24 protein-coding genes are annotated in these 24,014 nt (G+C 62.6%); 7 read left to right on the forward strand and 17 right to left on the reverse strand.

What is annotated here, in order from left to right; genetic code table 11:
* Window positions 1–133: 133 nt before the first annotated feature.
* From accD to ACSBQV_RS12820, 6 genes are all read right to left on the reverse strand, one after another.
* Window positions 134–1,042, reverse strand: coding sequence for an acetyl-CoA carboxylase, carboxyltransferase subunit beta (gene accD, locus ACSBQV_RS12795; RefSeq protein ID WP_033643880.1), 909 nt, complete (start codon window positions 1,040–1,042; stop codon window positions 134–136).
* Between the two features lie 232 nt (window positions 1,043–1,274).
* Window positions 1,275–1,937, reverse strand: coding sequence for a DedA family protein (locus ACSBQV_RS12800; RefSeq protein ID WP_004936130.1), 663 nt, complete (start codon window positions 1,935–1,937; stop codon window positions 1,275–1,277).
* A gap of 78 nt (window positions 1,938–2,015) precedes the next feature.
* Complete coding sequence (truA, locus tag ACSBQV_RS12805; RefSeq protein WP_033651950.1) at window positions 2,016–2,837, reverse strand: tRNA pseudouridine(38-40) synthase TruA; 822 nt, start codon at window positions 2,835–2,837, stop codon at window positions 2,016–2,018.
* Window positions 2,837–3,847: an aspartate-semialdehyde dehydrogenase gene (locus ACSBQV_RS12810; RefSeq protein WP_046896310.1), complete on the reverse strand. Its 1,011-nt coding sequence runs from the start codon at window positions 3,845–3,847 to the stop codon at window positions 2,837–2,839. Before ACSBQV_RS12810 ends, truA begins: the two co-directional genes overlap by 1 nt.
* Window positions 3,848–3,957: 110 nt before the next feature.
* A complete protein-coding gene (gene pdxB, locus ACSBQV_RS12815; protein WP_033643884.1) occupies window positions 3,958–5,079 on the reverse strand; it encodes a 4-phosphoerythronate dehydrogenase PdxB in 1,122 nt (373 codons plus the stop codon).
* Between the two features lie 53 nt (window positions 5,080–5,132).
* Window positions 5,133–5,906, reverse strand: coding sequence for an AraC family transcriptional regulator (locus ACSBQV_RS12820; RefSeq protein WP_046896308.1), 774 nt, complete (start codon window positions 5,904–5,906; stop codon window positions 5,133–5,135).
* A 117-nt stretch (window positions 5,907–6,023) separates the two neighbouring features.
* Here ACSBQV_RS12820 and ACSBQV_RS12825 point away from each other — a divergent pair, with 117 nt between their 5' ends.
* A complete protein-coding gene (locus tag ACSBQV_RS12825) occupies window positions 6,024–6,944 on the forward strand; it encodes a DMT family transporter (RefSeq protein WP_033651953.1) in 921 nt (306 codons plus the stop codon).
* On the opposite strand, the gene ACSBQV_RS12830 is transcribed toward ACSBQV_RS12825, so the two are convergent.
* The 3 genes from ACSBQV_RS12830 to ACSBQV_RS12840 form a co-directional block, all read right to left on the reverse strand.
* A complete protein-coding gene (locus ACSBQV_RS12830; RefSeq protein ID WP_099782581.1) occupies window positions 6,941–8,359 on the reverse strand; it encodes a sensor histidine kinase in 1,419 nt (472 codons plus the stop codon). The genes ACSBQV_RS12825 and ACSBQV_RS12830 overlap by 4 nt on opposite strands.
* Window positions 8,346–9,020: a transcriptional regulator TctD gene (tctD, locus tag ACSBQV_RS12835; protein ID WP_033643888.1), complete on the reverse strand. Its 675-nt coding sequence runs from the start codon at window positions 9,018–9,020 to the stop codon at window positions 8,346–8,348. The genes ACSBQV_RS12830 and tctD overlap by 14 nt, the downstream gene beginning before the upstream one ends.
* Window positions 9,021–9,188: 168 nt before the next feature.
* Window positions 9,189–9,518 (reverse strand): hypothetical protein, encoded by a 330-nt coding sequence (locus ACSBQV_RS12840; protein ID WP_099782579.1) that lies wholly within the window; start codon window positions 9,516–9,518, stop codon window positions 9,189–9,191.
* Window positions 9,519–9,792: 274 nt separating this feature from the next.
* Between ACSBQV_RS12840 and ACSBQV_RS12845 the strand changes: the two genes are divergently transcribed.
* Genes ACSBQV_RS12845 through ACSBQV_RS12855 form a run of 3 tightly spaced genes read left to right on the forward strand, consistent with a single transcriptional unit; the run spans window position 9,793 to window position 12,749 of the window.
* Window positions 9,793–10,773 carry a Bug family tripartite tricarboxylate transporter substrate binding protein gene (locus tag ACSBQV_RS12845; RefSeq protein WP_042785108.1) on the forward strand — a complete coding sequence of 327 codons (981 nt, stop codon included), beginning with the start codon at window positions 9,793–9,795 and terminating at the stop codon, window positions 10,771–10,773.
* Between the two features lie 15 nt (window positions 10,774–10,788).
* Entirely contained in the window at window positions 10,789–11,220 is a 432-nt protein-coding gene (locus tag ACSBQV_RS12850; protein ID WP_033643891.1) for a tripartite tricarboxylate transporter TctB family protein, read from the forward strand.
* Between the two features lie 11 nt (window positions 11,221–11,231).
* Window positions 11,232–12,749 (forward strand): tripartite tricarboxylate transporter permease, encoded by a 1,518-nt coding sequence (locus ACSBQV_RS12855; protein ID WP_099782577.1) that lies wholly within the window; start codon window positions 11,232–11,234, stop codon window positions 12,747–12,749.
* Window positions 12,750–12,783: 34 nt separating this feature from the next.
* Here the strand turns inward: ACSBQV_RS12855 and ACSBQV_RS12860 are convergent, their stop codons facing one another.
* Together ACSBQV_RS12860 and ACSBQV_RS12865 are read right to left on the reverse strand one after the other, a co-directional pair.
* Entirely contained in the window at window positions 12,784–13,413 is a 630-nt protein-coding gene (locus ACSBQV_RS12860; RefSeq protein WP_099782576.1) for a CatB-related O-acetyltransferase, read from the reverse strand.
* A gap of 156 nt (window positions 13,414–13,569) precedes the next feature.
* Window positions 13,570–14,565 (reverse strand): DMT family transporter, encoded by a 996-nt coding sequence (locus ACSBQV_RS12865; protein ID WP_099782574.1) that lies wholly within the window; start codon window positions 14,563–14,565, stop codon window positions 13,570–13,572.
* A 172-nt stretch (window positions 14,566–14,737) separates the two neighbouring features.
* On the opposite strand from ACSBQV_RS12865, the gene ACSBQV_RS12870 reads away from it, so the two are divergent.
* Window positions 14,738–16,204 carry a PLP-dependent aminotransferase family protein gene (locus tag ACSBQV_RS12870; protein WP_099782572.1) on the forward strand — a complete coding sequence of 489 codons (1,467 nt, stop codon included), beginning with the start codon at window positions 14,738–14,740 and terminating at the stop codon, window positions 16,202–16,204.
* On the opposite strand, the gene ACSBQV_RS12875 is transcribed toward ACSBQV_RS12870, so the two are convergent.
* From ACSBQV_RS12875 to ACSBQV_RS12890, 4 genes are read right to left on the reverse strand one after another with little or no spacing between them, the layout of a single operon-like run.
* A complete protein-coding gene (locus ACSBQV_RS12875) occupies window positions 16,201–16,701 on the reverse strand; it encodes a protein disulfide oxidoreductase (RefSeq protein WP_099782570.1) in 501 nt (166 codons plus the stop codon). The two genes, ACSBQV_RS12870 and ACSBQV_RS12875, sit on opposite strands and share 4 nt — an antisense overlap.
* Window positions 16,694–17,410 carry a DsbA family protein gene (locus tag ACSBQV_RS12880; protein WP_434991453.1) on the reverse strand — a complete coding sequence of 239 codons (717 nt, stop codon included), beginning with the start codon at window positions 17,408–17,410 and terminating at the stop codon, window positions 16,694–16,696. The genes ACSBQV_RS12875 and ACSBQV_RS12880 overlap by 8 nt, the downstream gene beginning before the upstream one ends.
* Window positions 17,407–19,443, reverse strand: coding sequence for a protein-disulfide reductase DsbD family protein (locus ACSBQV_RS12885; RefSeq protein WP_099782566.1), 2,037 nt, complete (start codon window positions 19,441–19,443; stop codon window positions 17,407–17,409). Before ACSBQV_RS12885 ends, ACSBQV_RS12880 begins: the two co-directional genes overlap by 4 nt.
* Before the next feature lie 49 nt (window positions 19,444–19,492).
* Window positions 19,493–19,855 carry a copper resistance protein gene (locus ACSBQV_RS12890; RefSeq protein WP_099782564.1) on the reverse strand — a complete coding sequence of 121 codons (363 nt, stop codon included), beginning with the start codon at window positions 19,853–19,855 and terminating at the stop codon, window positions 19,493–19,495.
* Between the two features lie 204 nt (window positions 19,856–20,059).
* On the opposite strand from ACSBQV_RS12890, the gene flk reads away from it, so the two are divergent.
* Window positions 20,060–21,088, forward strand: coding sequence for a flagella biosynthesis regulator Flk (gene flk / locus ACSBQV_RS12895; RefSeq protein WP_099782562.1), 1,029 nt, complete (start codon window positions 20,060–20,062; stop codon window positions 21,086–21,088).
* 4 nt (window positions 21,089–21,092) lie between these two features.
* Here the strand turns inward: flk and ACSBQV_RS12900 are convergent, their stop codons facing one another.
* Window positions 21,093–21,548 (reverse strand): rhodanese-like domain-containing protein, encoded by a 456-nt coding sequence (locus ACSBQV_RS12900; protein ID WP_047025289.1) that lies wholly within the window; start codon window positions 21,546–21,548, stop codon window positions 21,093–21,095.
* A gap of 93 nt (window positions 21,549–21,641) precedes the next feature.
* On the opposite strand from ACSBQV_RS12900, the gene ACSBQV_RS12905 reads away from it, so the two are divergent.
* Window positions 21,642–23,075: a PLP-dependent aminotransferase family protein gene (locus ACSBQV_RS12905; protein ID WP_193160439.1), complete on the forward strand. Its 1,434-nt coding sequence runs from the start codon at window positions 21,642–21,644 to the stop codon at window positions 23,073–23,075.
* Between the two features lie 27 nt (window positions 23,076–23,102).
* On the opposite strand, the gene ACSBQV_RS12910 is transcribed toward ACSBQV_RS12905, so the two are convergent.
* Entirely contained in the window at window positions 23,103–23,999 is an 897-nt protein-coding gene (locus ACSBQV_RS12910; RefSeq protein WP_016926861.1) for an endonuclease/exonuclease/phosphatase family protein, read from the reverse strand.
* Between the last annotated feature and the right edge of the window lie 15 nt (window positions 24,000–24,014).

Genomic DNA, 24,014 nt, shown 5'->3' on the forward strand with positions numbered 1-24,014 from the left:
AAAGGCGATGCGCTTCGTCACTGCCGCCCACCTGCAAACCGCAACGTCATAGGCTGCGGCCGGCAGGGAACGGGCATCAGCCGTCACTTAGCCACAAAGTGGCGGCTGAACCCGGGCGGGATCCGTCTTTGCCTCAGGCGTCGGCCTGCTGCTCCGGCTCAATGACCGGCGCGGCCTCATCGAAATGCGGCTGCGGCTGGTTGGTCAGCTTGGACAGAATGCTCGCCAGCGTTTGGCGCATTTCCGGGCGGCGAACGATCATATCGATCGCGCCTTTTTCGATCAGGAACTCGCTGCGCTGGAAGCCCGGCGGCAGTTTCTCGCGCACGGTCTGCTCGATCACGCGCGGGCCGGCAAAGCCGATCAGCGCTTTCGGCTCGGCGATGTTGATGTCGCCCAGCATCGCCAGGCTGGCGGAGACGCCGCCCATGGTCGGGTCGGTCAGCACGGAGATGTACGGCAAGCCGCGCTCCTGCATTTTGGCCAACGCCGCGCTGGTTTTCGCCATCTGCATCAGCGACATCAGCGCTTCCTGCATGCGCGCGCCGCCGCTGGCGGAGAAGCACACCAGCGGACAGTTGTCCTCCAGCGCCTGCTCAACCGCACGCACGAAACGCGCGCCAACCACGGAAGACATCGAACCGCCGATGAAGGCGAATTCAAAGGACGCCGCGACGATCGGCATGCCGTACAGCGTGCCCTTCATCACCACCAGCGCATCTTTCTCGCCGGTCGCTTTCTGTGCGGCGACCAGACGATCTTTATAGCGCTTGGAATCCTTGAATTTCAGAACGTCTTTCGGCTCCAGATCGCTGCCCAACTCCACTTCGCTGCCTTCATCCAGCAGGGTATGCAGACGCGCGCGCGCGCTCATACGCATATGGTGGTCGCACTTCGGACACACTTCCAGATTACGCTCCAGCTCGGCGCGGTAGAGAACCTGGCCGCAGCTGTCGCATTTGGTCCAGACCCCTTCAGGAATGCTCGCCTTACGGGTTTGTGTGATATTGCTCTTGTTAAGAATTCGTTCAATCCAGCTCATCGATGACCTTTCTGTTTGAACCTGGCACACGCCAGTCCGCTGTTCATGCTTTAACAATCCCCCTGAAAACACCCCCAATGAAAAAATGCCCGTTCGCCGCGCGGCAAGCGCGCGACCGAGGCATCGGCTTCAGGGTTGTTCGCAGGAACAGACCATAATGTCGCTCATTAAACCATATCGGCCCGACGCTGTGGACAAAAAACTGGTCGAACCGACAGGTTGAGCGATGTTTTTATTGTTTTTGCTGGCGGGCGGCGGCGCGCTTGTGGCGCCAAATTTCAATCACGCCCGGCAGAATCGAAACGATGATGATCCCGACGATCAGCAGTTTCAGGTTCTCCTGCACCACCGGCAGATCGCCGAACAGGTAGCCAGCATAAGTGAAGAGCAGCACCCAAACCAGTGCGCCAATCACGTTGTAGGCGGCGAAGTGGCGATAGGACATATGCCCCATGCCGGCGACGAACGGCGCAAAAGTACGCACGATCGGCACGAATCGCGCCAGAATAATCGTTTTCCCGCCGTGCTTCTCATAAAACTGATGCGTTTTATCCAGGTAGCTGCGGCGGAAGATTTTCGAATTCGGGTTGCTGAACAGCTTCTCGCCGAACAACCGCCCGATAGTGTAGTTCACCGCATCACCGATGATCGCCGCCACGGCCATCAACGCCACCATGGTGTGCACGTTCAGATCGTTGGTCGGCAAAGCCGCCAGCGCGCCGGCGACGAACAGCAAAGAATCCCCCGGCAGGAACGGCGTCACCACCAAACCGGTCTCGCAAAACAGGATCAGGAACAGAATAGCGTAGACCCACATGCCGTATTGTGCGACCAGTTCGGCCAGGTGCACATCAATATGCAGAATGAAATCAATAATAAACTTGATGATGTCCATAAATTCTCTCATTGATACCGGGCGTTTCAATCACCCGGCAGAAGCACAAGGGAGCGACGCTTTCAGGCGTGCCGGCGTTTAATCGTCGGGTAAAAACAGCGGCCCCATCGGCGGCCGCGGGATGCCAAAGTGGTCGGGATAGTCCACGGAAACCAGATACAGCCCCTCGGCTCGCGCCGTCGCCGCCGCCAGATTGCGATCCTTCAGCGCCAGCAGCTCGGCCATCCAGTTCTCATCCTGATTGCCGCAGCCGATCTCCATCAGGCTGCCGACGATGTTGCGAACCATGTGATGCACGAAGGCATTCGCCTTGATATCTACCACAATATATTCGCCGTAGCGCGTAACCTTAACGTGTTTTACGCAGCGCCACGGGGTGCGCGACTGGCATTGCACCGCGCGAAACGAGGTAAAGTCGTTCTCGCCCAGCAATGCCTGCGCCGCCCGATGCATGCGGTCCGCGTCCAGCGGGTGATAAAAATGCGTCACCCCCTGTTGCAACACCGCCGGCCGGTAGCGATGGTTGAAAATAATATAGCGGTAACGGCGCGCGGTGGCGCTGAAACGCGCGTGAAAATCATCGGCGACGGGGCTCACCCAGCGCACCGCGATGTCCGGCGGCAAATGGGTGTTGACGCCCATCGTCCAGGCGGCGTCCTTGCGGCGCGCGGTGGTTTCGAAGTGCACCACCTGCCCGGTGGCGTGCACCCCGGCGTCGGTGCGCCCGGCGCACAGCACGTTGATCGGCGCATCCGCCACCTTGCTCAGCGCCTGCTCCAGCCGTTCCTGCACGCTGGCCACTTCTTGCTGCCGCTGCCAGCCGTAGTAACGGCTGCCGTCATATTCGATGCCCAGCGCTACCTTCAGCGTCGGCTGAGCGGGCGAGACCACCTCAGACATCAGTACATCTGCTCCTGCACCAGACGCTCGGCGGTTTCGATCGCCATCAACGCGCCGCCGAAGCGGACGTTGTCCGCCACCGTCCAGAACTGCAACAGCTCGGGGATTCCATAATCGTTGCGCAGACACCCGATGCTGAGCGCATCGCTGCCGGAAGCTTCGGTAACCTGAGTCGGGTAATCATCCTCTTCACTCAGTTGAACATCTTCGACCTCTTCAAGCTCGCTGCGCGCCTCTTCGGCGGACAGCGGACGCAGCGCTTCCAGGTGCACGACCTGCGCGTGGCCATAAAACACCGGCGACTGGATACAGCTCACCGAAATCGGCAACCCTTCGTCCTGCAGCACCTTGCGCACCTGATCGACGATCAGGCGTTCTTCGCGCACGCTGCCCTGCTCGTCGGCGACAAGCGGCAGCATATTAAACGCCAGCTGTTTAGTGAAAACGCCTTCTTCGGCCGGGATGCCGTTCAACAGCCGCGCGCTCTGGCCGGCCAGATCGTCCACCGCCGCCTTGCCGCGCGAGGATACCGACATCAGCGTCGTGACGTGCAGGCGCGACAGCCCCGCCTGTTCGGTCAGCGGTTTGATCGCCGTCAGCAGTTGGCTGACCATGCTGTCGGCCACCGCGACGATGTTGCGGTTGCGGTAATCCGCCAGCACCTGCGGGTTAACGCCAGGCACCACCAGCGGCACATCCGGTTCCATGGCGAACAGGCCGCTGGTGTCGATCACCAGACAGCCCATGTTGCCGGCCTCTTCGGCATAGCGCGCGGAAGCGTCGCTGCCGGCGACGAAGAAGGCCAGCTGCGCCTGCGACCAATCGAACTCTTCGGCGTTTTGCACCAGAATAGACTTGCCGTTGAAGCGCACATTGGCGCCCGCGCTGCGTTCGCTTGCCAGAGGATAGAGCTCACCCACCGGGAACTGGCGTTCCTGCAACAATTCCAGCAACGCTTCACCTACCGCGCCAGTGGCGCCGAGCAGCGCGATATTCCAGCCGTCAGACATTGGGTTTTCTCCAGAGTATTTCATTCATAAAAGCAGACGGGCAGTGCAGCCACCGCCCGATAATCTTTGCCGCTCACTGTAGCGGCGTTGGCTTAAGACAACCTTACGCGCTACGCGATGCTGAAGCCCAACTTGCCGAGCAGCTCGGCGCTGGCGCTGTCATCGCATTGCACCGCCAGCGAAGACCACTCGCGGCGTTCCTGGTAGTGCTTGCGCAGGCGATCGAACTCGCCCGGTTGCCCGGCGACTTTGCGCAGCGGCGCATCATCGCGGCGCACATCATACACCAAGTGCATCAATCGTTTTAACCGCGCTTCATCCAGCGGGCCGTTGAGACGGATCTGGCTGAACTCCGGCACCGGCAGCAGCGAGGCCAGCGCCACCTGTTGCGGCTGCCCCAGATGGCGGCTGAACGCTTCGAACACCTGGGTGGTGCCGCGCGCCTTGCCTTCCAGCGTATACCCGGCGATGTGCGCGGTGCCGATATCCACCCGCGCCAACAGCGGCAAGGCGAGATCCGGCTCCGGTTCCCACACGTCCAGCACCGTGCTCAGCTTTTTGCCTTTTTCCAGCGCCTGCAGCAACGCAGCGTTATCCACCACCGGCCCACGACAGGCGTTGATCAGAATGCGGTTGTCCGGCAACGCCGCCAGCAGATCGGCGTCCGCCAGATGCAATGAATGATACGGGCCGGATTTATTCAGCGGCGTATGGAAGGTCAGCACGTCGGCCTCGGCCACCAACTTCTCCAGTGGCCAGAATTCCCCGGCGTCGCCGCGATCGGCGCGCGGCGGATCGCACAGCAGCGTGCGCACGCCCAGCGCTTTGAGGCGCGCGTCCAGACGCGAACCGACGTTGCCCACGCCGACGATGCCGACGGTTTTATCCCGCAGCTGGAAGCCGTCGCGCTCGGCCAGCAGCATCAATGCGGAGAACACATACTCGACCACCGCGATGGCGTTGCAGCCCGGCGCGGCGGAAAACCCGATGCCCTGCCGTTGCAGCCAGGCGTCATCGACGTGATCGGTGCCGGCGGTAGCGGTGCCGACAAAGCCGATGCGGCTGCCGGCCAACAAGGCTTCATTGACCTTGGTGACCGAACGCACCATCAGCGCGTCGGCATCCGCCAGCGCCTCAAGCGGGATCGGACGCCCCGGCACCGCCCGCACGTCGCCCAGGCGGCTGAACAGCTCGGCCGCATACGGCATATTTTCATCAACCAGAATTTTCACTGCGTTCTCCGACGGTTTACGGCTATTTGTCTGCGAAATAGTGTGCCACTGAATCAGGCACGGCGAAAGCGCTCAGGGGTGGTGCCGGCGATCTGCTGGAACATGACGATAAAGGCCGACGCGGAGCTGTAGCCGACTTCCAGCGCCACGTCCTGCACGGTTTTACCCTGTTCGAGCAGCGACACGGCGTGCAGAAACCGCAGGCGCTGGCGCCATTCGCTGAACGGCATGCCCAAATCCTGCTGGCAGCGGCGAGACAGCGTGCGCTCGGTGGTGTATACCCGCTTCGCCCACGTCGCCAGCGAGGTGTTGTCCGCCGGGCAATGTTCCAGCGCTTCCAGCACCGGCGCCAAAAACTTGTCGTCCGACGACGGCAGATAGGTTTGCTGGCGCGGCGACAGATGCAGCTGGTCGATCAGCACCTGGCAGAGGCGCAAATCCGCCTCCGCCTGCGGAATGTACTGTTTGCGCGCATAGAAATCCTCGGCGATGGCGCGAAAGATCGGCGTCACATTGACCAGGCAAGGATCGGCCGGCATGCCGGCGCACAGCGCTGGCGCGATGTCCACCATGCGGCACTGCGCCAGCCGCTGGTTGTAACAGGAGTGTTCGATGCCCGCCGGCGTCCACAGCACGAACTCCGGCGGCGCCAGAAAGCGCTGCCCGCCGATGCGCAGCACCATCACCCCGGCTTTGACCCACATCAATTGGCCCCAGGTATGGCTGTGCGGCTGGAATTCGGTGCGGACGTTGAACTCCTCGCAACGAAACTGCACCGGGTTTGGCGCCGGGATCAGCGACTCGGGGAAATGGCGGATTTCTGGCATGGTTTCGTCCCGTGATTTGTCTTATTTACGCCGATTTTTGTCTGAATATCGCTATATATGATAAACCGGACACGCGTAGACTAGCCAGCATGTTGGACGCTATTGAGAATAATTGTCATGAATATGCTTTTCCCCCTGCTGGCCGTGCTGATTTGGTCGATTAACGCCGTCGTCAGCAAACTCTCCGCCACCGCCATCGATCCGGCGGCCATCTCGCTCTACCGCTGGCTGCTGGCGCTGATCGCCCTGACGCCGTTTGTGCTGCCGGGCGTGCTTCGCAACTGGGCGCAGGTGCGCGCCAACTGGTGGAAGCTGATGATCCTCGGCTTGCTCGGCATGGTGCTGTATCAAAGCCTGGCCTATTACGCGGCGCACAGCGTCAGCGCGCTGTTTATGGGCATCATCGTGTCGCTGATCCCACTGCTGACCATCCTGATCAGCATCGTGCTGCTGCGCATTGCGCCGACCGTCGGCGTGCTGCTCGGCAGCATTCTCTCCTTCTGCGGTTTGATCTGGCTGGTCAGCGGCGGTCAGCCCGGCGCGCTGTTGCAGCACGGTATCGGCAAAGGGGAATTGATGATGCTGCTCGCCACCGCCTCTTACGCGCTGTATGGCGTGTTGACCAAACGCTGGGCCATCGCGCTGCCGAACTGGCAATCGCTCTACGTGCAGATCCTGTTCGGCGTGCTGTTGCTGCTGCCGAATTTCCTGATGGCGCAGGATGTCGGCTTGAACGGCCATAACCTGCCGCTGGTGCTGTTCGCCGGCATTCCGGCCTCGATCATCGCGCCGTACCTGTGGATCCAGGGCGTCCTGCGCCTGGGCGCCAACACCACCTCGATTTTCATGAACCTGGCGCCGGTGTTTACCGCCGCTATCGCGGTGCTGTTCCTGCATGAGCAATTGCACGGTTACCACCTGATCGGCGGCGGCATCACCCTGCTGGGCGTGATCCTGTCGCAGCGGCTGCGCACGCCGCTGACGCGTAAAGCCAAAGCCCCGGCGGCAGGCGCAGATTCCTGCAAAGAACAGGCCTAAGCCAGCAACCTGAAACGCACCCGCACCAACAGGCCGCCCAGCGCGGCGGAGCTCAACAGCTCCGGGCGGGTGCCGTGATACGCGGTGATGTCCTTCACCAACGCCAATCCCAAACCGGCGCCCGGCTGATCGCCCACGTTGTCCAAACGATGAAACGGCTGCAGCGCCAACGCCTTGTCCTGCAAGGCGATGCCCGGGCCGCTGTCTTCAATCTCCAGCACCCCTTCCCCCGTTGCCTTATCCCGCGTAAGGTGAGCGGTCACCACGCCCTGGCGCGGCGTGTATTTCAGCGCGTTGTCCAACAGATTGGCGCACAGCTCGGCCAACAGCAGCGGCTCCCCCGCGACCTGACACGCCGCTTCACCCTCGAAACCGAGATCGATCTGTTTGCTGCGCGCCTGCGGCAAGCGAGAGAAACAGGCGTCGCGCAGCACCTGCGCCAGGTTGACCGGCTGCAGCTTGCGATCGGCGCTGTGCTCGCTGGCCTTCAGGCGCGAGAGGTGCAGCAGACGGTCGGTCAGCGCCACGGTATTATCCAGCGTCGCGCTCATCGCCTGCAGACTTTCGCGCCACTGCTGAGGCCGATCGCTGGCCAGCGCCACCCCGACCTGGGTCTTCAGCACCGCCAGCGGCGTGCGCAGTTGGTGAGAGGCGTCGGCGCTGAAGCGTTCCTGACGCGCCACCATCAGCCGCAGCCGTTCGATGTAACGATTAAATGCCACCAGCAGCGGCTGCATCTCCGACCAGGGAAGAACCCGCGGCAAAGGCGTCAGTTCGCCCGGATCGCGCCGCAGCATGATGCCGGAGAGTTTACGCATCGGCTTCAACACCCGCTTGAGCAACGCGAACGCCAGGGTCAGGGTCAATACCACCACAGTGCCCTGGCTCAACAGCGCCGCGATCATCATCTGCCGCGCCAGGTAACGACGCGACTCCAGGGTTTCCGCCACCAGAATGGTCGCCATGCCGCTCACGCCCGACTCGTTGACCGGTTGAAACAGCGCCGCCACGCGGATCGGCCGGCCGAGGTATTCCGCATCGTAGAAATGCACCAATGCCGGATAGAGGGTGGAGCGTGGAATGTGGGGCGGCAACGACGGCAAATCGTCATAGCCCGAGATGCTTTTCCCCTGCGGCGAGATCACCTCGTAATAAAGCCGATCGTTCATGTTGCGCTCGAAGCTGTCGAGCACCACATAAGGCACATCGACCGCCAGCTTGCCTTCGCGCACCACCAGCCGCTCCGCCACGGTGCGCGCCGACGCCAGCAGCGTGCGGTCATAGGCTAGGGTGGCGGCGCTCATGGCGCTGAAGTAGTGGGTGTAGATAGAGATGCCGCCCAGCGCCAGCAGCGGCAGGCCAAAAAATAGCAGCAGTTGATAAAACAGCGAACGCGGCGCGTTAAACCACCGCATTGCACAGTTCCAGGCTGTAGCCCAGACCGCGCAGCGTGACGATCGCCACGTCGCTGCCCTGCAGCTTTTTCCGCAAGCGGTGTACGTAAAGCTCGATGCTCTCCGGATTGGCCTCGTCAGACAGCGTAAACACCTGCTCAAACAGCTGCTGCTTGGCCACCGGGCGGCCGCGCCGGTGCATCAGCGCGGTCAACACCGCCAGCTCGCGCGGCGTCAGCGCCAGCGGTTTGCTCTCCAGCAGGAAATAACCTTCGTCATGATAGGTTAACGCGCCGTATTGCAACGCCGGCTGCGCGGCGCCGACGCTGCGGCGCAGCAACGCCCGAATGCGCGCCTCCAGCTCGTCCAGTTCGAACGGCTTGGTGAGGTAGTCGTCCGCCCCCAGATTCAGGCCTTTCACCCGGTCGGTCACGTCGGTGCGCGCCGTCAGCAACAGCACCGGCAGATCCTGCCCACGCTTGCGCAGGCGCGCCAGCAAATCGAGACCGTTCAGACGCGGCAACGCCACATCCAGCACCGCCAGCGCATAGCGTTCATTAAGCAACAGGTGGTCGGCGGCCACGCCGTCCGGCGCGACGTCGACGGCAAATCCGGCGCCGGTCAACGCCTTTTGCAACCAGTGAGACAGTTCGGGGTGATCTTCAACCAATAACAGTCGCATGTTCCCATTCCATTGATTTACCTGAACAACCAGACACCGACGCGGCGTCTGTTAACAGGTCGATAACAGAGAATGGCATGGAAAATAAGGGGATAAAAGAGCGCCGCGCCGCCAGTTTTGGGAGCTGACACACAATTATGCGTACTGGCGCGCGATCGTGTGACGGCGTCAGATCAGCGTGATGGGGCTATCGGCGAGAGCAAGATCCAACACCGGACGCAGCTTGTCGGCGGTAAACGGCGAAGAAACCAGCACGGAGCGGTTGTTGGCGGCAAACACCAGATCGATGCCGGTCACGCAGGCGGTCATCGGGCAAGCATACTTTTCACCGTCGGCGTTGACGAAATGCAGCTCAAATACGCCAATCTCAGGGCGCAGGCGCTTCACACGACACTGCCCGGCCTCTCCCGCCATCTCGGCGTAGACCTCTGGCAACCGTTTAATCGCACATACCTTGGCGCTGTCCCTGCCGCCAAACAATTTCCCTAACGAAAACATATCACTGCATCTCTATTCATTTTATTACAGATGATTTTATCGCGAATGACTATCGGCAATCCTGATATTACACAGGGTTTTGACCGGTTTTGCGCGCTGTTCTCTGCGCCCATTCTATGTTAGCGCACCCGCCGTTCGCTCGCGACAAGAGACCCTAATCACAGACTGGAAACTTTTCCGGCCACTGAAAGGTAAATGAAAGGTTGTTGTTTTAACAATTCCGCAACCGCATTCAGCGGGATTCACCATCAGCCAATACCGAGGGTAAGTCACAATGAAAAAAATAATGACCCGTACCTTTACCGCCGCCGCCCTGTTGCTGGCGGCCTCTCAGGCCTTTGCCGTGGAAGCGCCCAAACGCACCGAATGCATTGCGCCGGCCAAACCCGGCGGCGGCTTCGATCTGACCTGCAAACTGATTCAGGTATCGCTGCAGGACACCAAGGCCATTGATAAACCGATGCGCGTCACCTATATGCCCGGCGGCGTCGGCGCGGTGGCCTACAACGCCATTGTCGCGCAGCGCCCGGCGGAGTTTGGCACCGTGGTGGCCTTCTCCGGCGGCTCGCTGCTCAATCTGGCCCAGGGCAAGTTCGGCCGCTACAACGTGGACGACGTGAAATGGCTGGCGGCGGTCGGTACCGACTACGGCATGATCGCGGTACGCGCCGACTCGCCTTACAAAACCCTGAAAGACCTGATGGACGCTTTCCAAAAAGATCCCAACAGCGTGGTGTTTGGCGCCGGCGCCTCCATCGGCAGCCAGGACTGGATGAAAACCGCGCTGCTGGCGCGCGAAGTCGGCGTGGATCCGCGCAAGATGCGCTACGTGGCGTTCGAGGGCGGCGGAGAGCCGGTCACCGCGCTGCTGGGCAACCACATTCAGGCGGTATCCGGCGATCTGAGCGAAATGGTGCCTTACCTGCAGGGCGACAAGATCCGCGTGCTGGCGGTGTATGCCGAGCAACGTCTGCCAGGCCAGTTGGCCGACATTCCGACCGCCAAAGAGCAGGGATACAGCCTGGTGTGGCCGATCATTCGCGGCTTCTACGTCGGGCCGAAAGTCAGCGATGAAGAGTATCAGTGGTGGATCGACACCTTCCAGAAAATGATGGCGACCGAGGAATTCAAGCAGCAGCGCGATCTGCGCGGCCTGTTCGAATTCAACCTGACCGGCAAAGAGCTGGACGCCTACGTGAAGAATCAGGTTGCCCAATACCGTGAGCAGGCGAAAGTGTTCGGCCTGGCCAAATAACCGCAGGGGAAAACCATGAGCGATCGTATTTTTGCCGGCTTTTGGCTGCTGCTGTGTATCGGCGGGCTGTTCATCGGCTGGGGCATCCAGAGCGAATACAGCTATGAACCGCTGGGGCCGCGCCCGTTCCCGCTGGCGATCCTCAGCCTGATGGCGCTGTGCGCGGCGCTGCTGTTGCTGCGCCGCCCGCAGGCGGTGGAATGGCCGCACCACAAAGTGATGCAGCGGCTGCTGGTGCTGGTGATCACCCTAGTGCTGTATGCCTGGGGGTTTGAATGGCTCGGCTTCCCGCTGGCAACCGCGCTGCTGACGTTCAGCATCGGCCTGCTGTTTCAGGCCAGCCTGCCGGCGGCGGCCATCTCCGGCGTCATCATGGGCGCAGCGTTGTACTACGCCTTTGACCAACTTCTCGATGTCACACTGCCGCTCGGCGCCTGGCTGAGCTAACGGGAGCGATGATGGATACCTGGATGTATTTGACCCAAGGGTTTGAAGTGGCGCTGGTGCCGCAAAACCTGATTATCGCCCTGATCGGCTGCTTCGTCGGCACCATCGTCGGCCTGTTGCCTGGGCTGGGGCCGATCAACGGCGTGGCGATCCTGCTGCCGCTGGCGTTCGCTCTCAAACTGCCGGCCGAATCGGCGCTGATCCTGCTGGCGACGGTGTATATCGGCTGCGAATACGGCGGGCGCATCTCGTCGATTCTGCTCAACGTGCCGGGCGATGCGGCGGCGATCATGACCGCGCTGGACGGCTACCCGATGGCGCAGCAAGGGCGCGCCGGCGTGGCGCTGTCCATCTCGGCGGTCAGCTCGTTCGTCGGCTCGATGATCGCCATCGGCGGCATCATTCTGTTCGCGCCGCTGCTGGCCCGCTGGTCGCTGGCCTTCGGCCCGGCGGAGTATTTCGCCCTGATGGTGTTCGCCATCGCCTGCCTCGGCAGCATGATGAGCCAGAACCCGCTGAAATCGCTGCTGGCGGCGCTGATCGGCCTGGGGTTGGCGACGGTGGGCGTCGACGCCAACACCGGCGTTTACCGCTTTACCTTCGACAGCGTGCACCTCTCCGACGGCGTGCAGTTTATCGTGGTGGTGATCGGCCTGTTCTCGGTCAGTGAAATTCTGCTGATGCTGGAAAGCACCAGCGCCGGACAAAAGCTGGTGCGTAAAACCGGCCGGCTGCTGTTCAACCGCAAAGAGGCGGCGCAGTGCGCAGGCCCTACCCTGCGTTCGTCGGTGATCGGCTTCTTCGTCGGCATTCTGCCGGGCGCCGGCGCCACCATCGCCAGCGCGCTGACCTACATGACCGAGAAGAAAATCAGCGGCAACAGCGACACCTTCGGCAAAGGCGACATCCGCGGCGTAGCGGCGCCGGAAGCGGCCAACAACGCCTCGGCCTGCGGTTCGTTCATTCCGATGTTGACGCTGGGGGTGCCGGGATCCGGCACCACGGCGGTGATGATGGGGGCGCTGACGCTGTACAACATCACCCCCGGCCCGGCGATGTTTACCGAACAACCGGATATCGTCTGGGGGCTGATCGCCGCGCTGCTGATCGCTAACGTCATCTTGCTGATCATGAACCTGCCGCTGGTTGGCCTGTTCACCCGCATGCTGACCATCCCGCTGTGGTTCCTGGTGCCGGCGATCGCCGCGGTTTCCGCGGTGGGGGTTTATGCGGTGCACAGCACCACCTTCGACCTGCTGTTGATGGTCGGGTTGGGGGTGTTCGGCTATATCCTGCGGAAAATGCACTTCCCGATGTCGCCGCTGATTCTGGGCTTCGTGCTGGGTGAGATGCTGGAGCAGAACCTGCGCCGCGCGCTGTCGATCAGCAACGGCGAATTCGACATCCTGTGGAGCAGCAGCATCGCGCAAACGCTGCTGGTGCTGGCCGTCGCGGTGCTGGCGCTGCCGCCGCTGCTGCGCCTGATGCGCAAGCGCCGCCATCCGGCGGCCGAGGCCAAGGCCGAGTAACGCGAAAAGGGCGGGAATTTCCCGCCCGTTGTGTTTAACGGCACAAGGCCGCAATTCCCCTTTCCAACGCATCGATATCGTCATCGGCGAGCAAGGGCTGAATCACCGCAAAGTCCGCCTCGGACAAGTCATAGAGGCGCAAGGCGAGCAAGCGCGCGATGACTTCCGGCGCGAATCGCCAACGGATAAACCTCGCCGGATTGCCGCCGACGATGGCATAAGGTTCAACGTCGCCGGTCACCACGCTGCCGGCAGCGACGATCGCCCCTTCGCCTATCGATACCCCTGGCATCAACATCGCCCGCATGCCAATCCAGCAACCGTCACCCAGCCGGGTATCGCCTTTGGGGCGGTAAGCCTGTTTAATGGTTGCCATAAACGGGTACAAGCTCAACCAGTCGAGGCGATGGGTGTGGTTGCCCCCCATCAGGATCACCGCTTCGGCCGCGATGCAGACATAGTCACCGATCAGCAGGCGATCTATTTCACCGAGCGGCTGCCATTGCCGGCTGACCGCGTCGCCGTGCAGATAGCGCACCACCGAGCGTTCGAAACCGTTATCCCAGCAGTCGCTGTAGTAGCTGTGGGTGCCTTTGACGATAATATTCGGGTTGGTCACCGTCTGATGCAGCAGTTCGGTTTTGGACCAGTGTTTTTCGGACATGGCGTATTCTCTTGTTACGGGAATAAAAGCCACGGAACGGAATGTCTGTGGCCGTGTTGTCGTTCACTCAACACGGCCATTCAAGCGATAAGCGCTCGTTTCAATCTCGGGTTATTCATGATTACCGCCTCTCTTGCGAGGCGAAATGGTAACCGATCACGCCTCGGCGGTCTTGCTTTTCAATAGCAACACCCCACCCATGACCAACGCGCTGCCCAGCAGCTGCAACTGATTCATGTTTTCCCCCAGCAGGAAATAGGCGATCACCGCGGTGAAAACCAGCTCCAACGACAGGATCAGGTTGGCTACCGCCAGCGGCAGCGTTTTCAGGCTGATGTTATACAACCCGAAGCCCAACAGCGTCGGCCCGGCGGCCAGCGCCAGCAGCAACAGCCAGCCGCTCCACTGAATGCCCTGCGCGCCGTGCGACAGGAACCACAGAGAGCCGGCCATGCCGTGGAACGCCGCCAGCGGGAACACCGTCAGCGCCGCGTTGAACACCAGCTGATACAGCGCCGAAAAACCGAAAACGTACAAAATGGTGTTCCACACCGGATAGCCCCGTTCGCTGGCCACCCGCCCGCCGAGGGTATACAGGGTATAGCCGATGCCCGACAGCATCCCCACCAGCAGCCCCAACAAGTCGAAGTGCTGGTTGCCCATGCTGTCGCCGTTGCTGACCAGGAAGCAGCCGCCCAGGCTGATGGCGATCACCAGCAGTTGGCGCAGCGTCAGGCGTTCGCTGTACATCACCCAGCCGAGGAACACGGTAAAGCCCACCGAACAGTAGGTCAGAATAGTCGCCACCGATGCGCCGTTCAGCGCCACCGACAGCGTCCACAGGCTGTTGAACAGCGCCAGCAGCAGCCCGTAAAGCGCGTAGAACAATACCTGTTCACGGCGCAGGCGCGCCCACTGCGGTTTCACCAGCAACAGCAGCGGTAACAGCACCAACGCCACCAGCGCCGCGCGCCAGAACGCCAGCACGAAGGTCGGCAGGTGATAGTATTCGGTCAGCGCGCGGATGATGATGGCGGTAAAGGCCAGCAGCATGGCGCTGATAATGGCGATGACGTAACCCTGGCGGCTGCCCTGAAAGAGACGCGCGCCGGGCAGCAAAGGCCGGGCGGAAACGCCTGACGGTAATGACATGAGATCCTCGGGAAAATGGCGACATAAATGCTCAGGCGGACAGTGTAACGCGGCCATTTTTTCTCACTATAGCCACTTTACGGCGTTGTCATGCAGGCCACTTTTCTGCGCTTGAAGCCCTGTTGACATGGGGTATAGTAAAAATCACTCTCCCTAACCGGGCCAATTTCGCATGCATATCCCGTTGGATCGCGAGCAGGACGTTCCGCTCTATTTACAGATCGAAGAAGCGCTGCGGCGCGCCATCCTCACCGGCGTGTTCGTCGATGGCGACAAACTGCCCTCGACGCGCACGCTGGCGGCCGAACTGGCGGTCAGCCGTTTAACGGTGGACAACGCCTACGCTGAACTGGCGGCCAAGGGCTTTTTGCATCAGCGGCGCGGCAGCGGCGCCTATGTTGCGCACCCGCAGGCGCAGGCGCGCCCGGCCCGACCGAGCAGCGATGCCCCCTTCCCGCTGGAGAGCTTCACCACCCTCACCTCGCGGCTGGACGGCTACGCCGACGCCCCGCTGCCGGAGGGGCTGATCAACTTCGCCGCCGGCGTCGGCAGCCCTAAGGTGTTTCCGCTGGAGGCGTTTCGCAAAGTGCTGCTGTCGGTGCTCAGCCGCCATGCGGAAGAGGCCTTCAGCTACGGGGAATACTGCGGCTACTACCCGCTGCGCGATACGCTGAGCCGCATTCTCAGCGCGCAGGGCATCCCCACGCAGGCGGAACAGGTGCTGATCACCAACGGCTCGCAGCATGCCATCAGCCTGGTGGTGCAAAGCCTGCTGGCGCCGGGCGATACGGTGATCGTCGAAGAACCGACCTACGCCGAAGCGCTGGGCCTGCTGCGCCAGCACCGCATCAATATCGTCACCGTGCCGGGCGATCGCCACGGCATGCTGGTCGAACGATTGCCCGAGTTGCTGGAACGCCACCGCCCCAAATTGATCTACACCATCCCCAACTTTCACAACCCGACCGGCCGTTGCCTGAGCGAAGCTCGCCGGCGGCGCCTGCTGGCGATCGCCCAACGGGCCGGCGTGGTGATCCTGGAGGACGATTTCGTCGGCGATCTGCGTTACCAGGGCAAACAGCTGCCGTCGCTGCGTGCGCTGGCGCAGCCGGGCGCGGTGATCTACGTCAGCACCTTCTCCAAGATGCTGCTGCCCAGCATGCGCATCGGCTATCTGGTGGCGGACAGCGAGCACTATCAGCGCTTCGCGCGGCGCAAGCACGTTGACAGCTTCACCAGTTCCAGCCTGATCCAGCGGGCGCTGGACGCGTTTGTCACCGTCGGCCGTTACGACAAGCAGCTGCGCCGCGCCGGGCGCGTCTATCGCCTGCATCTGGAAGTGATGATCGACGCGTTGCAACGGCGGTTGCCGCCGGGGTGCCGTTTCGAAACGCCGCAAGGCGGCTTGTTTATCTGGCTGACGCTGCCCGCGACGGTGACCACCACCGAGCTGATGCCGGTGGCCTGGCGGCACGGCGTCACTTTCGCGCGCGGCGAATGCTTTTATGCCCAGGAACAGCTGGGCGCGCACAGTCTGCGGCTAAACTTCGCCGCCAACTCGCCGCCGCAGATTGAAGAAGGTATCGCCCGGCTTAGCCGGGCGATTGAGGAAGTGATAGCAGAGAAAAACGCCGGTTAGACGGCGGCCCACCACAGCCGCAGCTTCATCCCCCAGTAGCTGGTCCAGCCGGTGGTGCTGTGCACCACCTTGCCCTGCGAGACCACCACGAAGGTCGGCGTCACGCCAATCTGCCACTGCGCCGACAGCGTACCGGCCGGATCGTTGACCACCGGCAGCGCCAGCCGTTTGCGCGCCAGCCACTGTTTCACCTGGGGATCGTCGCCCGATCGCAGCGCGACGGTCAGCACGTTGCCGCCCGCCGCCTGCAAACGGGCGACGTCCGGCGTGGTGAAACGACAAACGCCGCACCAGCTGGCCCAGAAGTAAACCAGCAGCGGCCGCTCATGACTGAGCTGCGCCAACGACACGCGCTCGCCGTCCAACGTGGTCAGCGTCTGGGCATCGAAGGCCGGCGGCGCCTGCGGCGCGTTCAGCCAATCCATCACCGTGATCACCGCCAGTGCGATCAGCGCCAGCAGCAGCAACTCGCGCCCCCAGCGCTTGAGCTTAGCCATGGTTGGCCTTCGCCAGCTGCTGCTTCACCATCGTTTCCAGCTCTTCATAGGACACCGCCCCCGGCAGCATCCGATCGCCGATCAGCGTCGCCGGCGTCCCTTGTACGCCCAGTTGTTCCGCCAATTCCATATTGGTGCGCAGCGTGGTCATGCTCTGTTCGCTCGGCGCCACCGCCTTGACGCCGGTTTTCTCCTGCGCGGCGGCGATGCTGGCCTTGTCGTGGAAGCCCTTTTTCGCCATCAGCCGCTGATGCAAGGCCCAGAATTGCTCCGGGTGCTGCTGCCAGGTGGTGAGCGCCACGCGCGCCGAACTGACCGAACTTTCGCCCTTGAACGGCAACAGCTTCGCCACCAGTGCCACATCCGGGTATTGCTTGACGATTTTCTCCAGCATCGGATCAAACCGCTTGCAGTACGGGCAGTTATAGTCGGTAAAGGTCACCAGCGTCAGTTTCGCGTTGGCGGCGCCGAGGCGCGGGCTGGCCGGATCCTGATACAGCGTTTTGGCATTCTGCTTGATAGCCTGGCTGATTTGCTGGCTTGCGGTTTGCTGCTGCCAAGCGTCCACCGCCTGCGCCAGAATGTCCGGGTTGGACACCAGCGTTTCGCGGATCATCTCTTTGATACGCGCCTCTTGCGCCGGGGTGAAAGGCTCGGCGGCCCACACCGGGGCGGCGATGATCATCAGTAAAATCAGTAACTTTTTCATTGTTCGGTTCCTTTGGCATGGGAAAGCGTTTGCAGCACGGCGTCACGGGTCAACAGCGGGGATAGCACCACGCCGTCCGGGCTGCCGGGGCCATAGATTTGGTTGAAAGGCACGGCGACGCTGCCGCGCCTTTGCAGGAAGGCGCTGATGTCGGCCGACGGGCGGCTCCAGTCGCCGCGCAGCGCGACCACGTCATCGGCGCTCAACGCCCGCTGTACGTCATCGCGCAGCAGCACATTGAATTTGTTGGCTTTACAGGTCACGCACCAATCGGCGGTCACGTCGACGAACACCCGCTTATGCTGCGCCAGCGCCTCGGCGATCGCCTGTTCGCTCAGCGGTTGCCACTGCACCCGATCCTGCAACGGCTGGCGCCACAGACCGGCGGTCAGCGAGCCGGCCAGCAAGACGGCGCCCGCCAGCACCAACGTGCCCGCCGCCAGCTTGGCCGCCAACCGTGCCCCCTGCCGGCGCCACACCGCCAGCAGCAGTGCCAGCAGCGCCAACCCCCCCAGCCACAGCGTAGCCTGCACGCCGATATGATTGCTCAGCAGACTCAGCAACCACAGCGACGACGCCAGCATCAGCAATCCCATCGCCAGCTTGACGGTATTCATCCAGCGGCCGGGACGCGGCAACCGCAGCGCCAGCGAAGGCCAGGCGGCGATCAGCAGCCACGGCAGGCTCATGCCGATGCCGAGCGCGATGAACATGCCCCACAGCACCGGCAGCGACGCCGCCAGCGCGAAGGCCACCGCCGTGCCGAGAAACGGCGCCGAGCACGGCGTCGCCAGCAGCGTGGCGAACGCGCCCTGCCAGAAATGGCCGCTCAGACCGTGCCCGTTATGGGTCGCCAGCGAGGTATTCAGATCGGATGAGAGGCGCAGATGGAACAGGCCGAACAGGTTGGCGCTGAACAGCAGCGTCACCAGCACCATAAAGCCGATAAACCACGGATTCTGGAACTGAATGCCCCAGCCGAGCGCGTGGTTGCCGAGCCGCAGCAGCGTCATCAGCAGGGCCAACGCCATAAACGAGGCGACAATACCCAACGACGACGCCAGGAACTGCAGCCGTACGCTGCGCCGATCGCGCCGCTCCACCTGCAGGATGGAACCGAGCTTGATGCCCAACACCGGCAGGACGCACGGCATCAGATTGAGGATCAACCCGCCCGCCAGCGCCATCAATACCGCCTGCCATAACGGGAACGCCGCACCGGCCGGCGCGACCAGCGGCTCGCCGATCGGCAGCGTAATCTGCTGCGCCATGCCGCCGTCGTCGATCACCAGCGTCAGCGTTTTGCCGCGCAGATCCGGCGCCGCCTCTCCCCAGCCATCGCTGACCGGGACTCGCGCCAGCAACTGAGCGCCGTCGGTTTCAACCTGCGGCTTGCCGAGATCGGCATCCGCCAGCGTATCGAAGAACAGCGCAGGCCGCTGCCAACCGTCGGCGCGTTCAGCGGCAATCTGCAGCTCGCCGCTGCGATACCCGGCCTTGACATTCTCCGTCAACCCGGCGGCGATCGGCACCTGCCCCATCGCCTGCGCGAAGTCGTGATTAAACTGCGGATCGTTCGGCGCCGTCAGATCCAGACTGAACGGGTAGTCGGTCAGAATGCAGACGTTGCTGCAGGTGGACAGCGTCAGCGTACCCGCCAGCGGGCCGGACACCTGGCCTGGCATCACGATCGGCAGCGTGACCCGATCGTGATAGCCCTGGGTGGAAATGCCGGCCACCTCGAAACGCTGCGGCGTCGGCCAGTGCCAGGTCGCCGGCGGCGGGTGGCCTTGCCAGACGATAGCCGGCGCGATGCCGCCTTCGCCCGGGGAACGCCAGTAAGTTTTCCAGCCTTTTTGCAGCTCGACCGACAGCAACAGACGGGTCTCTCCCGGCTGTGACGTGTCGGCGCGCAGCCGCACCTTGGCATGATCGTTGGCCGGATTTTGCAGCCAGCCGCTGTCCGCCGCCTGCAAGGCGGGCAGCCACAGCATAAACAGGCAAGCGCAGGCCAGCCTGATAATTTTCAACATGTTAATTCTCCATAAATGATTAATTCACCGCGAAAAACGGGCGATTAACTCATTCACGGAAGACACATAATCGAAGGTGCACCCTGAGGGTGGGCGGAGAAATGGCGCGAGGAGGAGGAATGCGCAGACGCGCGGCAATGGTCGGCGCCAACAGCGCCAGCAGCAGACCCAGCCCGAACAGCACGGTTTCGAACATTACCGGCGGCGCGGCCAGCAATGATTTGGCGCTCAGTTCACAGGGCGTCGGCTGCGCTTCGGCGGCGGCGTCGCTGGATTGAACGGCGGTGGCGGCCGGGATCCCCAGCGTTTGCTGCAGCGCATGCAGGCCCGCCATGCGCTGGGTCATGCACGTCAGCACCACCAGGCAAGCCAGGCATAAAAACCATTTTGCAATCCGCTGCTGTTTAACCATGCCATCCTCATTTCAGATCTGGGGTTATCTTAGCGGCGCAGACGCGATTAGCAACGTTTTGTCGGTAAAGAAATGTCTGAGCGGCGGTATTGATGGCGGCGAATTACAGGTATCATAGAGGGTAAGCCTGCGCTTTTCGCCGGGTACGATGACGATTCTCTCCTCCAGACACACTGCGGGGATACACAGCGAAGGACTGGTGATATGCAACCTTTGAGTGGGCCGGGCACCCCAATCGCCGGCGAGCGCCCCCCTTCCCCGGGCAAAACGGCGGCCACTGACGATCAACCCCTCTCTCCGGCGCAGCGCACAACGCTGGAAAAACTGATCGTGAAAATCATGACGCTCAGCCCGGTAAAATCGGCGGAGATCTGGGCGTCTCTGCGTCACGATCTCGGCGCCGACAAAGGCGGCGAACTGCTGGCGCGCCATTTTCAACCGGCGGAACAGCTGCTGCAAACGCGCCTGACGCAGGCGCAGCAAAACCATGCCGGGCGCCAACTGCTGCAACAGCTGGCCGAGTTGCTGCCGCAGGGCAATAATCGCCAGGCGGTCAGTGACTTTATTCGTCAACGGTTCGGCCATACGGTGTTGAGCCAGCTAAGCCCACCGCAGCTGCAGCAGGTGCTGAATCTGTTGCAGACCGGCGGCCTGACCATTCCCCAACCGCAGCAAACCGCCACCAGCGATCGCCCGCTGCTGCCCGCAGAGCATCAAAGCCTGCAGCAGCAGGTCACCAAACTCAGCGCCGCGACCGGTGAAGCGCCGGCTAAAATTTGGCAAACGCTGTTCGATCTGGCGGGCGTGAAAACCAACGATCCGCTGCCGGCGCGCCACTTCCAACTGCTGAACCAGTTTTTACAGGTGAAGGTGGCGCTCAGCCCGCAGAACGCGCCAACGCTGAACAACCTGCTGGCGGCGCTCAAACAGCCGGCGGATGAGCAAGAACTGCAGCAGATGAACGACTATTGCCAGACGCGCTTTAACTGCGGCGCCAACGCGCCGCTGACGCATCCGCAAATGAGCGACGCCATTCATCAGCTGTTTGCCCGCCGTCTGGAGAAAACCGGCCAGGCGCAGCCGATCGCCAGCCCCCCTGTCGAACCGCAGCCGCTGCTCAACCCGCTGATCGCCGCCCTGCCTCTGCCGCTGCAAAAAGCGCTGAGCAAGCCCGCCGTGGCGCTGATCCTGCTGCTGTTGGCGCTGGCCGTCGTGCTGGCGCTGGTGTTTTAACGCCTCAGGCGCAGCCGCAGTCCGCTGCGGCCGCCCGGGAGCGCAGCGACCCCGGCAGTTCGCCGATGGCCAACGGATGGCCGTCGCGCAGCCAGAAATCCAGCCCGCCAATCAACTCCTTCACCCTGAACCCCAACTTCGCCAGCTTGTAGGCGCCTTTGGTGGAACCGTTGCAGCCGATGCCGTCGCAGTAGGTCACATACACCTTTTGGCGATCCAGGTGCGCCGTGCCGGCTTCATCCATCAGGCGATGCGGCAAGCTGAGCGCGCCGGGGATATGCCCGGCGGCGTACAGCGCCTCCGCACGGGTGTCGATCACCACCATCCCGTCCACGCCATTGCGCAAATCTTCCGCCACGTCCCAGGCATCCGCATAGCGGCTCAGCTTGGCCGCCAGATAGGCCAGGCTCTCTTCCGGCTCTGCCGGCGGAAAGGCCAGCACCAAGGATTCTTTCGACATATCACTCACTCCCGTTGATCAAGACAGATGACAATAGTGCCCGATTTTGGTCTTATGATTGATACCCATTTTTTACTCATGATAAGACCCATTATGCGGCACACGCTGATCACGCTGTTTCAGCAATCGCCCCAGGCCATCGGCACGCTGCGCGATCGTCTGTGTGCGGCATTGCGGCAGGCCATCCACCACGGCGCATTGAGCGTTGGGCAACGGCTGCCCTCCAGCCGAGTGCTGGCTGGGGATCTGAACCTCTCAAGGGTGACCGTCGAAGCAGCCTACGGTCAGTTGGAAGCGGAGGGGTATTTGCAGCGCCGCGTCGGCCAGGGCACATTTGTGGCTATCCGCATCGCCAAATCGCCGCCGCCGGCGACCCGCACCGCCATGCCGCGCCTTTCGCTGCGCGGCCAACAGATCGTGCACACCGGCGGCTGCCGCGATCCGCAGAACCCTCAGGCCTTCGCTGCCGGCTCGCCGGACCTGCGCGCGTTTCCGCTGGCCCTGTGGAAGCAGTTGACCGCTCAACGCCTGCGCCTGCAGGGGGAAAGCCTGCTGCGCTACGGCGATCCGCAAGGCTATCTGCCGCTGCGCGAAGCCATTGCCGCCCACGTCAACCAAACGCGCGGCGTAGTCTGCGATGCGAGCCAGGTTATCGTGCTGACCAGTTCGCAGCAGGCGCTGCAAATGATCGCCACCTTACTGTTGGACAGCGGTGATGATGTCTGGATGGAAGAGCCGGGTTACGCCGGGGCGAGAAACGCCTTTATCAGCGCCGGCGCCGCGCTGACGCCGGTGGCGGTAGACGGCGATGGCCTGCGAGCAGAACCTTCCTTGCCCGATCCGCGTTTGATTTATCTGACGCCCTCGCACCAATACCCGACCGGCGCGGCGCTCAGTCTGGCGCGCCGCTTGGCGTTGCTGACGCTGGCGGAAAGGCAGCAGGCCTGGATCATTGAGGACGATTACGACAGCGAGTTTCACTACGACGGGCTGCCGATACCGGCGATGCAAGGCCTGGATCGCCATGGCCGGGTGCTCTATCTCGGCACCTTCTCCAAATCGTTGTTCCCTTCGCTGCGGCTGGCGTACCTGATCGTGCCGCCCGCGCTGGTCGCCCCCTTCGTCACCGCACGCACGGTCTATGACGGCCACAGCGCGCAATTGATGCAGGCGGTGACCGCCGAGTTCATCCGCCAGGGGCACTTCGCCGCGCATATTCGTTACATGCGCCAGCTCTACCACAGCCGGCGCGATGTTCTGCTGACGGAAGTGAGCGAAAAGCTGAGCCACTTCGCCACGGCCGCTCCCGCCGCCGGCGGCCTGCAGCTCAGCGTTTGGCTGCCGCCCGGCCGGGAGGCGGCGCTCAGCCAACAGGCGCGGCGGCTCGGCGTCCTTACGCCCGGGTTAACGGCGCAATACCAAACGGTTCAGGCCCAGCGCGACGGCTGGCTGCTGGGTTTTTCGGCCCTGACGCCGGGCGAGATCCGCAGCGCCGTCGAGCGGCTGGCGCGGATCGCCGCGGCTTAGCCCTGCCCCGGAGAGACGCCGGCCGGCTTATTGCTCGGTCAGGCGCATCTCCGCCACCAGCGGCAGGTGATCGCTCACCGCCGGCCAGTGCACGCCGTTCCAATCGCCGCTGGCGTTCGGCACCGTCAGGCTGTCCAGATGCCAACGCTGCGCATTGCCGCTAAAGATGTAATCCACCTTGATTTCGGCGTTTTCCGCCGGCCAGCTGCGGCCGTCCTGCCCGTTGGGCATGATATCGTTCCAATAGCGGCTCAGCTCCAGCCAGGTGACGCTGCCCGGCACGTCGTTCATGTCGCCGAACAGCAGTTTGATGCCGCGCACTTCGATGGTGCGATCGTTCAGCTCCCGCACCTGATCCAGACGCATCGTCGGATCCTCCTTGGTGTCGAGATGGGTGTTGAACAGGGTAATCGGCGTCGGGAACTCCGGCACATCGACCTTGGCGCTGAAGGCGATGCGCTGCTCGCGCTGGCCGGACGGCAACGGATAGATCACGGCGTCGTGCAGCGGATACTTCGAGAGAAACGCCAGGCCGTATTCACCGCCGTCGAAATCGATCGCCCGGCCGAACACCGCCTGCATGCCGGTCAGCTTCGCCAGTTCCGCCGCCTGATCGACCCGCCCGCTGCGGGCGGTGAGTTTATCCACCTCCTGCAGCGCCACCACGTCGACGTTCATCGCGCGAATCGCCTTGGCGATAGCGGTCATGTCGCTGACCTTGCCGGCGGCGATATTGAAGCTGGCGACGCGGATCTTCGGCGCCTGTTCCAGCTCGTAGGTTTTGTTCTTCAGGCCGCCCAACGCGCTGGCCACCTCGCGGCTGTTGGCGTTGCTGTTGGCGTGCCCGGTATCGGCGGACGACCAGGCGCTGTGAGAGATGCCCAGGGACAGTAAGGTGATGAGCAAAGCGTGACCGGTGTGCATGAATTCTCCTTGAGG

The organism is Serratia sp. B501 (genome assembly GCF_051172315.1).
Lineage (GTDB): Bacteria > Pseudomonadota > Gammaproteobacteria > Enterobacterales > Enterobacteriaceae > Serratia > Serratia ureilytica.

Excerpts from the sequence above, each read along its gene's own strand:
- ACSBQV_RS12905 (WP_193160439.1), top strand. The coding sequence starts at position 21,642 with ATGCGGCACACGCTGATCACGCTGTTTCAGCAATCGCCCCAGGCCATC.
- ACSBQV_RS12880 (WP_434991453.1), bottom strand. The coding sequence starts at position 17,410 with ATGAAAAAGTTACTGATTTTACTGATGATCATCGCCGCCCCGGTGTGG.
- ACSBQV_RS12855 (WP_099782577.1), top strand. The coding sequence starts at position 11,232 with ATGGATACCTGGATGTATTTGACCCAAGGGTTTGAAGTGGCGCTGGTG.
- accD (WP_033643880.1), bottom strand. The coding sequence starts at position 1,042 with ATGAGCTGGATTGAACGAATTCTTAACAAGAGCAATATCACACAAACC.
- ACSBQV_RS12900 (WP_047025289.1), bottom strand. The coding sequence starts at position 21,548 with ATGTCGAAAGAATCCTTGGTGCTGGCCTTTCCGCCGGCAGAGCCGGAA.
- ACSBQV_RS12890 (WP_099782564.1), bottom strand. The coding sequence starts at position 19,855 with ATGGTTAAACAGCAGCGGATTGCAAAATGGTTTTTATGCCTGGCTTGC.
- ACSBQV_RS12820 (WP_046896308.1), bottom strand. The coding sequence starts at position 5,906 with ATGCCAGAAATCCGCCATTTCCCCGAGTCGCTGATCCCGGCGCCAAAC.
- ACSBQV_RS12885 (WP_099782566.1), bottom strand. The coding sequence starts at position 19,443 with ATGTTGAAAATTATCAGGCTGGCCTGCGCTTGCCTGTTTATGCTGTGG.
- ACSBQV_RS12860 (WP_099782576.1), bottom strand. The coding sequence starts at position 13,413 with ATGTCCGAAAAACACTGGTCCAAAACCGAACTGCTGCATCAGACGGTG.
- ACSBQV_RS12825 (WP_033651953.1), top strand. The coding sequence starts at position 6,024 with ATGAATATGCTTTTCCCCCTGCTGGCCGTGCTGATTTGGTCGATTAAC.
- ACSBQV_RS12910 (WP_016926861.1), bottom strand. The coding sequence starts at position 23,999 with ATGCACACCGGTCACGCTTTGCTCATCACCTTACTGTCCCTGGGCATC.
- ACSBQV_RS12875 (WP_099782570.1), bottom strand. The coding sequence starts at position 16,701 with ATGGCTAAGCTCAAGCGCTGGGGGCGCGAGTTGCTGCTGCTGGCGCTG.
- ACSBQV_RS12810 (WP_046896310.1), bottom strand. The coding sequence starts at position 3,847 with ATGTCTGACGGCTGGAATATCGCGCTGCTCGGCGCCACTGGCGCGGTA.
- ACSBQV_RS12830 (WP_099782581.1), bottom strand. The coding sequence starts at position 8,359 with ATGCGGTGGTTTAACGCGCCGCGTTCGCTGTTTTATCAACTGCTGCTA.
- ACSBQV_RS12800 (WP_004936130.1), bottom strand. The coding sequence starts at position 1,937 with ATGGACATCATCAAGTTTATTATTGATTTCATTCTGCATATTGATGTG.
- ACSBQV_RS12840 (WP_099782579.1), bottom strand. The coding sequence starts at position 9,518 with ATGTTTTCGTTAGGGAAATTGTTTGGCGGCAGGGACAGCGCCAAGGTA.
- truA (WP_033651950.1), bottom strand. The coding sequence starts at position 2,837 with ATGTCTGAGGTGGTCTCGCCCGCTCAGCCGACGCTGAAGGTAGCGCTG.
- ACSBQV_RS12850 (WP_033643891.1), top strand. The coding sequence starts at position 10,789 with ATGAGCGATCGTATTTTTGCCGGCTTTTGGCTGCTGCTGTGTATCGGC.
- flk (WP_099782562.1), top strand. The coding sequence starts at position 20,060 with ATGCAACCTTTGAGTGGGCCGGGCACCCCAATCGCCGGCGAGCGCCCC.
- ACSBQV_RS12865 (WP_099782574.1), bottom strand. The coding sequence starts at position 14,565 with ATGTCATTACCGTCAGGCGTTTCCGCCCGGCCTTTGCTGCCCGGCGCG.
- ACSBQV_RS12845 (WP_042785108.1), top strand. The coding sequence starts at position 9,793 with ATGAAAAAAATAATGACCCGTACCTTTACCGCCGCCGCCCTGTTGCTG.
- ACSBQV_RS12870 (WP_099782572.1), top strand. The coding sequence starts at position 14,738 with ATGCATATCCCGTTGGATCGCGAGCAGGACGTTCCGCTCTATTTACAG.
- tctD (WP_033643888.1), bottom strand. The coding sequence starts at position 9,020 with ATGCGACTGTTATTGGTTGAAGATCACCCCGAACTGTCTCACTGGTTG.